Genomic DNA, 8847 nt, shown 5'->3' on the forward strand with positions numbered 1-8847 from the left:
CCGCTAATTCTCTCTTGAGTGATTTCGGATACGCCTCAGGACTGGCTGTAATGCGGGACTGAGGATCGTGATGCTGGGCAGAGTTGGAATGCGGTGCGCCTTCGTGGCCGCGCTGATCCTGGGTACGGCCTCGGGCGCATCTGCCGCGGACGATGGCGTCTGGTCAGTCAGCAAGTCCTCAGGTGAGGTCTGGCTTGCCGCCAACGGCGCGCAGCCTGTGTCGTTGACCCAGGAAGGGACGCTGAAGGCTGGTGATACCATTCGCACCGGACGCAACGGACGCGTGCTGCTCGTCCGCGGCGAGGAATCGATTTTGATCTCCCCGAACTCGGTGGTCGGTTTGCCGGCCGAGAAGAAGGAAGGGCTCTCGACCACCATCATCCAGCAGGCGGGTTCGATCCTGCTCGAGGTCGAGAAGCGCAACGTCAAGCATTTCGAGGTCGAGACGCCGTATCTCGCCGCCGTGGTCAAGGGAACGCAATTCAGCGTCACCGTGAATGCTGGCAGCACCAAGGTCGGCGTGATCCGCGGCCAGGTTGAAGTCTCCGACTTCAAGTCCGGACAGATCGCACAGGTCATGCCGGGACAGGCCGCCACCTCCTTTGAGCACGGCAAGCCGCGCGCCTCGACGATCGAGCGTGTTCCGGTGCCGAAATCGGGCCTGTCGGCACCGCGCAATGCGGCGAACGGCCATGCGATCCATGCGCTCGGTCCGATCGACAAGGGGACCAAGGCGGCCGGCGCGCCGGCGCAATCGCATCAATCGGCCGGTGGTCAGGCGCCCAAAGGCGGCGTCGTGCGCATCTCCAGTTCGCTCGGCGAAGTCAAGCTGAACGTCCACAAGGTCACGAACGGGCTCGCCCACGGCGCCGTGACAACGGGGCACGTGCGCAACGCGAACGCCAGCACCGGGACCGAGACGGTCTGGAGCGAAGCGAAGGCGAGCACGACGACCACGGCCGCCAACAGCTCCAACGTCACGGCGGTTACCGTGAGCAGCAGTGCACCCACGGCCAGTGCCACGTCGACGTCGTCTAATACGACGACGACCGTTGCGACCACCGCCGGTTCGACCAGCGATGTATCCGGCGGAAGCTCTGGGAGCGGAAGCAACGGGACTGGTACGACCAGCAACGGAAGCGGTGGCACCGGCAATAATGGCAACAACGGCAACGGGAACAGCGGAAGCGGGAATAACGGCAACAACGGTAACGGCAATCACGGCCACCACTACGGTTGGTATTGGGGCAGAGGCCATCGCTAGGACCGTGTCGTCGGCATAGGGGAGCGCCTGGCGGCAGGGACCGCCGGTGCAGGGGAGCAAAGTGAAACGCCATCGGCCGCATATTCTTGTCATGATCGCGCTTGCGGTCGTGCTGTCCACGGGGTGGCACGGCGCGCTTCGCAACGCGCTCACCGATTTGCGGTTCGCCTGGCAATCGCGTACGGCCAGCGGCAATGTCGTCGTGGTGGCCATCGACGCACCCTCGATCGACCAGATCGGGATATGGCCCTGGCCGCGCCGGCTCCACGCGGAGCTGTTGCACAGGCTCGAGGCGGCGGGGGCCCAGGACGTCGCCTTCGACGTCGATTTCAGCACACCATCGGATCCGGCCTCAGACGAGGCCCTCGTCACGGCGCTTCGGGAGGTCGGCGGTTCGACGATCCTGCCCTCCTTCAAGCAGCCGACGCCGAATGGCGGGGCGGTTCACATCAATCGTCCACTGAAGTCGTTCAGCAACCAGTCGTGGCCGGCCGTCGTCAATGTTGCGATCGAATCCGACGGGTTGGTGCGCCGCTATCCGGTCGGAGAGAAGCTTGGCGATGCCGTGATGCCGTCGATGGCCGTCGTGCTGGCGGGGCAGGACGCCAATCGGCGGCCCCCCTTCCTGATCGATTTCGGCATTCGTGCGGCCTCCATCCCAAGTGTCTCCTATTTTGACGTGCTGCGCGGCGATGCCGCGACCTTGGACAAGCTGAGAGACAAGAAGATCATCGTCGGTGCTACCGCGCTCGAACTGGGCGACCGGTTCAGTGTTCCCAACGGCAAGATCGTCTCTGGGCCCGTCCTCCAGGCCCTGGCGGCGGAATCGATCCTCCAGAACCGGATGCTGCGCTGGACGTCTGATGTCGGCATGATCATTGGCTTGGGCCTGATCTGCCTGGCGATGATGTATTCGTGGCGCCGTTTCGCACCGGGCGTCCGTGTCGCCATCCTCGTCGCCGCAGGAGCGGGCGTGGAACTTGCCGCTGCGCTCGTGCAGGCAAGCTGGCCGCTCATCATCGACACGTCGCTGTTTCACATTGCGATCATTGCCTATCTGACCGCGATTGCACTCGACGAGATCGATTTCCGTAGTCTCCTGGGACGTATCGCCGAGAGCCGCTTTCATCGTATCGCGATGTCGCTCGGCGACGGTCTGATCTGCACCGACGAGGATCACCGGATCACGGTGTGGAATCCGGGCGCCAGCGCGATCTTCGGTTACATGCCGACCGAAATGATCGGGCGTCCGTTCGAAACGCTCTGTGCGGAGCCCGCCGGCGGTGGCGCAAAGGCATTTGCGATGCGCGATGCTGCGCGCCAGGCGCTGTTGGTGCCCGGCGGTGCCGTCGTCGTCGAGTTTCAGGGTCGGCGGAAGAACGGCGAGACGTTCCCGGTCGAAGCGAGCTTTTCGGGCTGGCAGGGCACGGACGGCTTCCAGTACGGAGCGATCCTGCGTGACATCTCGGTCCGCAAGCGCGAAGCCGAACGCGTCAGGTATCTCGCCGAACATGACGCGTTGACCGGTCTTGCCAACCGCAACATGCTGCATGCGAGCCTCGCCAATCTGATCGCCGCGGCGGAGCGGCGATCGTCCGACGTCGCGCTGCTCGTGCTCGGGCTCGACGGCTTCCAGCAGATCAACGACATGCTTGGACATTCGGCCGGCGACCTCGTGCTGCGGGCCGTCGCGGAGCGCCTCCGGACCAAGGTCGATGGCAAGGCGGTCGTCGCCCGGCTCAGCGGCGACGAGTTCGCCATCGCGCTTGATTGTACGGAGACTGGCGAGCCGATTGTGGAGTTTGCCGAGCGGATCGCGCGCGCGTTCGAAGTGCCGCTGGCAACGGGCGCGCGCCAACATCGCGTCAGGATCAGCATCGGCGTCGCCGTCTATCCGGAAGGCGGGCACAACGCCGACGATCTTCTCGGCAATGGTCATCTGGCGCTGAGCAAGGCAAAGATGACGCGGCGCGGCAGCCACGTGATCTTCGAGAGTGCGATCAGGCAGGAGCTGGAGAACCGGCTGACCCTGGAGAGCGAACTGGCGCTTGCCGCGGATCGCGGCGAGTTCGAACTGTTCTACCAGCCACAGGTTCGGCTGGTCGACGGCAGCCTGCTCGGGGCCGAAGCGCTCATCCGTTGGCGGCATCCCGCGCGCGGCTATGTCTCGCCGGGGGAATTCATGCCGGTGGTCAACACCTCGTCCCTGTCCGAGCGGATCGCGAACTGGGTGATGGAGACCGCCTGTCGGCAGGCGCGAGCCTGGGAATTGTCCGGAAACAGCGTGCGCGTCGCGATCAACCTCTCGCCGTCGCAGCTCGAGTCCGGCGACCTCGCGTATTCCGTTGCGGCGTTGCTCGCGGAGACAGGGCTCACGCCGTCGTTGCTCGAGCTCGAAGTCACGGAGGATATCCTGCTGCATGACGAAAGCCGCGTGCTCGACATGTTCGAGCGGATCCAGCAGCTTGGCGTCCGCGTTCTGTTCGACGATTTCGGCACGGGCTATGCGAGCCTGAGCTATCTGAAGAAGTTTCCGCTCGACGGGCTCAAGATCGACCGGTCGTTCGTGCTTGACCTGCTCGCCGATTCCGACGACGCCGCGATCGTCGGCTCGACCATCGGTCTCAGCAAGCAGCTCGGGCTCACCGTCGTGGCGGAGGGCATCGAGAACCGTGCCACGGCCGACTTCCTGGTCAGCATGGGATGCGAGGAAGGGCAGGGATATTTCTTCGGCCGGCCGATGCCTGCCGAGGTGTTCGAGAGGCAATTCCTGCCGGCTGAACTCGAAGCCGTCAGCGCGGCCTGAGCCGCTTCAACTCCGACCACTAGCGCCGGCGTGCAACTGCCACGCCAAAGAGGAAGGCGACGAACAGACTGGCCAAGGGCGCTTCGCGCGTAATTGCCGCGACCGTCGCGAGCGGCCGGCCGGGTTTTCGTGCTTCGTCGATTGCGGCAGTGAGGCGATCCACCGCGGCGTGCAGGCCGCCTGTCACCTCGCCAATGGTCCGGGACACGTCGGTTGCGGCATCGATGGCACGCTCGGCCATGCCGGGCGGGGGATTGGGCTGCGGTATGTCCGTGCTCAAGATCGCGACCTCCCGAATTGGCGAAGAGATGGAGGCCGGCACCTTTGGCTATCCGCGCGTGCGCTCGTTTTGAACAGCGGGTCGAGAGACCTTTGGCTATCCGCGACAGGCGCCGTTTTGAACGGCGGATGCCGGCCCTGTAAACAAAATGCGGCGTCCGGGAATTTGTTCCGGCGCGCGAGCCCTTTCGTCCCGTAATCCCGGGAAACGACGGATGCGAATCTCTGTTAGGCTGGCGGAGGCTTGCTGATCTCAGGAGACTGCCGTGACCGATCGGACCATGCCGGATCGAGCCCGGCGCATCGCCTTGCTCGGCGCGCCCATCGACATGGGAGCTTCGCAGCGCGGTACCTTGATGGGCCCCGCAGCGCTTCGCACCGCCGGCCTTGCGCCACTGCTCGAAAGCCTTGATTTCGAAGTCGTCGATTACGGCGATCTCTCCGTGGCGGAGGTCGGGGACCTCGCTGACAGGCCGCCCGAAAAAGCCAATCACTATCGCGAAATCCAGCGCTGGACGCGTCTGCTGAGCCGCAGAGGCCATGAGATCGCGCAGACCGGGGCGTTGCCGATCTTCCTCGGCGGCGATCACACATTGTCGATGGGTTCGGTGAATGCCATGGCGCGCCACTGGCAGGAGCGCGGACGCGAGCTGTTCGTGCTCTGGCTCGACGCCCATGCCGATTACAACACGCCCGAGACGACGATCACCGCCAACATGCACGGCATGTCGGCGGCGTTCTTGTGTGGCGAGCCCGGCCTCGACGGATTGCTCGGCGATGATCCGCGCGCCTCGATCGATCCCGACAGGCTGGACCTGTTCGGCGCGCGTTCGATCGACAAGCTCGAAAGGGAATTGATGCGCACACGCCGGATCAGGGTTGTCGACATGCGCCAGATCGACGAGTTCGGCGTCGCTGTGCTGATCCGGCGCGTCATCGAGCGCGTCAAGGCGTGCGATGGCGTGCTCCATGTCAGCTTCGATGTCGATTTCCTCGATCCGTGTGTGGCGCCGGGAGTCGGCACCACAGTGCCGGGCGGAGCGACCTATCGCGAGGCGCATCTGATCATGGAGCTGCTTCATGATTCCGGCGTGGTCGGATCGGTCGACATCGTCGAGCTCAACCCGTTCCTGGACGAGCGCGGTCGCACCGCGCGCACTGCGGTCGAGCTGATCGGCAGCCTGTTCGGACAGCAGATCACCGACCGCCCGACGCCGAGTAACGCGATCGCACCGGGCGAGTGAAACCGAGAGCTGTCTTGCATCGCGAAGAACGGAATGACTGCTGCGGCTGGCTGATCTAGGCCAGTCCTGGTCGAAATCGCCTGTTTTTGAAATAGGTGCGGATTGCAAACGCCCTTCGCGGAGGGTTTGATGCGGGGCGCGCTTCAGCCGAGGATCCGCAATGAGCAGCACGATCGACGCCGCCGGAAAATCCGCGAGAACAACACGCCGTTGCTTCCTGCAAGGCGGCACCGCGCTGGCGGGCGGCGCCGTTCTGGGCGCTGGAGCGTCGGCCGCGGCGGAGACGGACAACCTTCCGCCCAACATTCCCGAATGGATGAAGGCGCCGGGCGAGCCGATGGGAGCCCAGCCCTATGGCGCGCCGTCACCGTTCGAGAAGGGCGTCGTCAAGAACATCTCGAAGACTCTCAAGCAGTACATATCGGCCTCCAGCCGGACGCCATTGCAGGAGCTCGACGGCATCATCACGCCGAATGGACTGTTCTACGAGCGGCATCATGGCGGTGTTCCGACCATCGATCCGGCGCAGCATCGGTTGATGCTGCACGGTCTCGTCGAACGGCCCCTGATCTTCACGATGGACGATCTCAGGCGCTTCCCGTCGGAGTCGCGCATCCACTTCCTCGAATGCTCCGGCAATCCCGGTTACACCAAGCCCTATGGCAAGACGGCATCGGACCTCGTGGGTCTGGTGAGTTGCGCCGAATGGACCGGCGTGAGCCTGAAGCTGGTGCTCCAGGAGGCCGGATTGAAACCGGACGCCAAATGGGTCGTCGCCGAAGGCGCTGACGCCGCCGCGCTGACGCGCAGCATTCCGATCGAGAAATGCCTCGAGGACGCCCTTCTGGTCTACAGCCAGAACGGCGAGCGGTTACGTCCGCAGCAGGGCTATCCCTTGCGGCTGTTCCTGCCGGGCTTTGAAGGCAATATGAGCGTGAAGTGGCTGCGCCGCCTGCACGTGACCGCGGAGCCCACTTATTCGCGCGAAGAGACCTCGAAATACACCGATCTCTTGCCCGACGGCACGGCGCGCGAGTTTTCCTTCTACATGGAAGCGAAGTCGATCATTACGCGCCCCTCGGGCGGTCATCGCCTGAGCGCGCCTGGCTTCCACGAGATCACCGGCATCGCCTGGAGCGGACATGGCAAGATCAAGCGCGTCGAGGTGTCGGTCGATGACGGCAAGAGCTGGCAGGACGCGCGATTGCAGGAGCCGGTGTTGACGCGCGCCCTCACGCGCTTCCGCCTGCCTTGGCAATGGGACGGCAAGCCAGCCGTGATCCAGAGCCGTGCCGTCGACGAGACCGGCTATGTGCAGCCGACGCTGGCCGAGCTGCTCGCCGTGCGCGGCGAGAACTATTTCTACCACAACAACGCGATCTGGCCGTGGCGCATCGCGGCCGACGGCGAGGTGACCAATGCGCTGGCGTGAGACCTGCGGCGTTGCCGTCGCAATCGCGCTGGGTGCCTTCGCGAGCGTAGCGCAGGCGCAAAGCCCGTATGGCATCGGTCGCCCCGCGACGGCTGCGGAGATCGCGGGCTGGAATATCGATGTCGGACGTGACGGCAGTAATCTGCCGAAGGGAGGCGGTTCGGTCAGCCATGGCCGCGAGGTGTTCGCCAAGCAATGTGCCTCCTGCCATGGCGATAAAGGCGAGGGTGGCTTGGGTGACCGGCTCGCCGGCGGGCAGGGCACGATCGCAACGGCCAGGCCGATCCGCACCGTTGGCAGCTATTGGCCTTATGCGCCGACGCTGTTCGATTATATCCGCCGCGCCATGCCGCAGAACGCGCCGCAGTCGCTGAGTGACGAGGACGTCTATGCGGTGTCCGCCTATATCCTGAACCTGAACGGGCTGGTGGGAGCCGATGCGACACTCGATGCCAAATCGCTTTCGGCTGTCAAAATGCCGAACCGCGACAGCTTCGTCGGCGACGCGCGCCCGGACGTGAAAAAGTGATCGTATCGGGACGATCAGTTCCGCGCAGTGGCTCGGAACTTGCTTAAGCGAAGAGCGGAACTCGCGGGATGCGTTTGAGTTAACCCGCGAGAGGAAACAGCACGGGTCGTTCGATGACAACACATCGCTTCGCAAACTCCATGTCCTCGGCGCTTCGCCATCCCGGCGTAATTGCGCTGATCGTGGCCGGCTTGACGATTGCTGCGATGGTGATCGTCGATCACGGGCCGTGGAATCGCGCCAAGACGCAGCCGGCTCATGTCGCGATGTACGCAACGACGGGCGAGGCCGCACATGCCGCCGGCGCCAAGGTGCTTCCCACCGCACCGAAGTCGCCCGTCGAGCCGGAGCGGCCGGGGCCGAAGACGTCTCCGACCGTCAATCCCGTGACGCCGTAATACGGTTCGTCAGCGTGCCGGCCGTGCTCGCGGCCTTCATCATCGTCATCGCGTCTCAGATCTTGGCGTCGTAGATATTGGCGTCGCAGATGTCGGCGTAGTTGTCGCCGGTCTAGGGCGTGTACTCATAAATCGAGAAAGTGGGCCGGCGCTTAATGTCCCCTTGTGCCCCAGTAGCGGCCCAAAAGCAGACATGCCGGGAGGTCCGTTACGGGCCATGAACAGACATAGCCTCACCCGTCGCGTTAGCGCCGAGCTCTGACCGCCGCTGCAAAGCGTCCTAATAAGCCAGGCTAGTGCCGGGCGGCTTCTCTAGCGCGGCGGCCAACGACCGGTACTCCTCGCAGCCAGTCCCGCAAATCGTCGCGATCCGACTCAAATGATATTGGGCCTGCTCGCGGTTGCCCTGCTCGAGCTGCCATAGACCGTAATATTGCCAGGTCAGCACATGGTTCGGATCGGCCTTCAGCGCGCGCTCGTACCAGAGCTGCGACTGCCTGTAGTCGCCGAGCTTGCGATATGAGTAGCCGATGAGGTTGGCCACATTCGGGTGATCGTCGTGGCCGAGCGTCTTCAACTGCTCAATCGCAGAGGCATAGTCAGTGCGGTCGTAGACCGCTGAATAAGCTGCGCGGTACCCATGAGCAAAGGCGGGGTCGTCGAACAGGGACTGCTTGGCTTTTTTGGCCTTGGGCGCGTGGTTGGCCTTGTTGCCCGACCGCTTCGGGTATGACGAAGGTGGATAAGCGGAGCGTTGCCCCATTCTGCTATAGTCTGCCTCACTGAGAGCTGGCCCCGCAAATTCGGACAGTAGCTTGAGTGGATTTTCTGCCTGACAGCGGCGAGGATTCTTGCTGCGAATCAGGAGCGAAGATGACGAAGAAGAGCCGCCGGA

At 64.0% G+C, this 8847-nt stretch carries 8 protein-coding genes; 6 read left to right on the forward strand and 2 right to left on the reverse strand.

What is annotated here, in order from left to right; genetic code table 11:
* The first annotated feature begins 70 nt into the window (after positions 1–70).
* Both QJT78_RS35445 and QJT78_RS35450 read left to right on the forward strand, forming a co-directional pair.
* Positions 71–1264 carry a FecR family protein gene (locus QJT78_RS35445; RefSeq protein ID WP_281460438.1) on the forward strand — a complete coding sequence of 398 codons (1194 nt, stop codon included), beginning with the start codon at positions 71–73 and terminating at the stop codon, positions 1262–1264.
* A gap of 61 nt (positions 1265–1325) precedes the next feature.
* Positions 1326–4070 carry an EAL domain-containing protein gene (locus QJT78_RS35450; protein WP_028153030.1) on the forward strand — a complete coding sequence of 915 codons (2745 nt, stop codon included), beginning with the start codon at positions 1326–1328 and terminating at the stop codon, positions 4068–4070.
* Between the two features lie 19 nt (positions 4071–4089).
* Here the strand turns inward: QJT78_RS35450 and QJT78_RS35455 are convergent, their stop codons facing one another.
* Positions 4090–4350 carry a hypothetical protein gene (locus QJT78_RS35455; RefSeq protein WP_028153029.1) on the reverse strand — a complete coding sequence of 87 codons (261 nt, stop codon included), beginning with the start codon at positions 4348–4350 and terminating at the stop codon, positions 4090–4092.
* A 265-nt stretch (positions 4351–4615) separates the two neighbouring features.
* On the opposite strand from QJT78_RS35455, the gene rocF reads away from it, so the two are divergent.
* The 4 genes from rocF (at position 4616) to QJT78_RS35475 (ending at position 7952) form a co-directional block, all read left to right on the forward strand.
* Positions 4616–5593 (forward strand): arginase, encoded by a 978-nt coding sequence (gene rocF, locus QJT78_RS35460; RefSeq protein ID WP_028153028.1) that lies wholly within the window; start codon positions 4616–4618, stop codon positions 5591–5593.
* A 160-nt stretch (positions 5594–5753) separates the two neighbouring features.
* Positions 5754–7025 (forward strand): sulfite dehydrogenase, encoded by a 1272-nt coding sequence (soxC, locus tag QJT78_RS35465; protein ID WP_038952758.1) that lies wholly within the window; start codon positions 5754–5756, stop codon positions 7023–7025.
* Positions 7012–7554, forward strand: coding sequence for a cytochrome c (locus QJT78_RS35470; protein WP_028153027.1), 543 nt, complete (start codon positions 7012–7014; stop codon positions 7552–7554). The genes soxC and QJT78_RS35470 overlap by 14 nt, the downstream gene beginning before the upstream one ends.
* A 113-nt stretch (positions 7555–7667) precedes the next feature.
* Positions 7668–7952, forward strand: a complete 285-nt coding sequence (locus QJT78_RS35475; protein ID WP_028153026.1) for a hypothetical protein — start codon at positions 7668–7670, stop codon at positions 7950–7952.
* 280 nt (positions 7953–8232) lie between these two features.
* Here QJT78_RS35475 and QJT78_RS35480 read toward each other — a convergent pair whose 3' ends face one another.
* Positions 8233–8715, reverse strand: a complete 483-nt coding sequence (locus tag QJT78_RS35480; protein WP_240537687.1) for a tetratricopeptide repeat protein — start codon at positions 8713–8715, stop codon at positions 8233–8235.
* Between the last annotated feature and the right edge of the window lie 132 nt (positions 8716–8847).

Origin of the sequence: Bradyrhizobium sp. Mp27 (assembly GCF_029953005.1) — a bacterium.
Taxonomy (GTDB): domain Bacteria; phylum Pseudomonadota; class Alphaproteobacteria; order Rhizobiales; family Xanthobacteraceae; genus Bradyrhizobium; species Bradyrhizobium barranii.